The following is an 856-nucleotide window of genomic DNA, read 5'->3' as shown; positions in this document are numbered from 1 at the left end:
TGGAAGCCGTCGAGAACGTCAGCGACGAAGTCAGCGTACCGCCGATCGCACCACCTGCGGCGCTCGAACCGATGGTCGAGGACGCGTAGTCGTTGGTGGTCGAGACCGTCAGCAGGCCGTTGGCGTCGATCGTCGCCGTCAGGTTGTTGGCCTGAAGCTTGGTGTTGAGCTGATCGAGCGTCTTGACCGTGCCGTTGGTGCCGTCACCGAAGGTGGCGGTAACCGCCGTGCCGCCGTTGAAAGACGAGAAGGTCAAGGTCTTGCCGGTGATGCCGCCGACGCCCGAGGTGCGGGCCGCGGTGAAGGCGGTCGCAGTCCCGGTGTTGCCGGCGAGGCCGAGCGCGTTCAGCGCATTGCCCGTGCCGGTGACCGACAGGTCGGCATTGACGCCGGTCGAGAGCTTGAGCTGACCCGAGGCGTTGATCGACGAGTTGGTCTGGCCGGTGGCGGTCGCAAGCGTCGCGGTGCCGTTGGCGTTGACCGTCGCGGTCTGCACGCCGGTGGCAAGGTCGATCGCCTTCAGCACGTCGTTGATCGTGCCGCCCTGGAGGTAGACCGTCGAGTTGCCGGCGCCGTCCGTGAGAACGTTGCCGCTCGCACCGAAGCCGCTCGCAACGCTCGGAGCACCGGTCGAACCCGGGATCGGCGCGTTCTTGAAGGTGATGACGTGACCGTCGACGTTCAGCGTCGAACCATCCGCGATCGTCGCACCGAGCGAGCCCGAGCTCGTGGTTCGGTTGACGCTCACGGTGGCGTTGCCGCCGCCCACAGACGTGGTCAGGCCGAGAGACTTGAGCAGGTCGGCCTTGCCGGTGACGCTCAGATCCGCACCCGTCGAGCTCTTCAGCGTGACGGC

1 protein-coding gene is annotated in these 856 nt (G+C 66.8%); it reads right to left on the bottom strand.

Going from position 1 to position 856, the window contains the following annotated elements:
* Positions 1 to 856: DUF1522 domain-containing protein (locus CV770_RS41220; RefSeq protein WP_146101482.1), on the bottom strand; the 856-nt coding region annotated here is incomplete at both ends.

It is taken from the genome of Bradyrhizobium sp. AC87j1 (assembly GCF_002936975.1).
Lineage (GTDB): Bacteria > Pseudomonadota > Alphaproteobacteria > Rhizobiales > Xanthobacteraceae > Bradyrhizobium > Bradyrhizobium shewense.
Note: the sequence above shows the minus strand (reverse complement) of the source record. Positions and strands in the feature narration are given on the sequence as shown.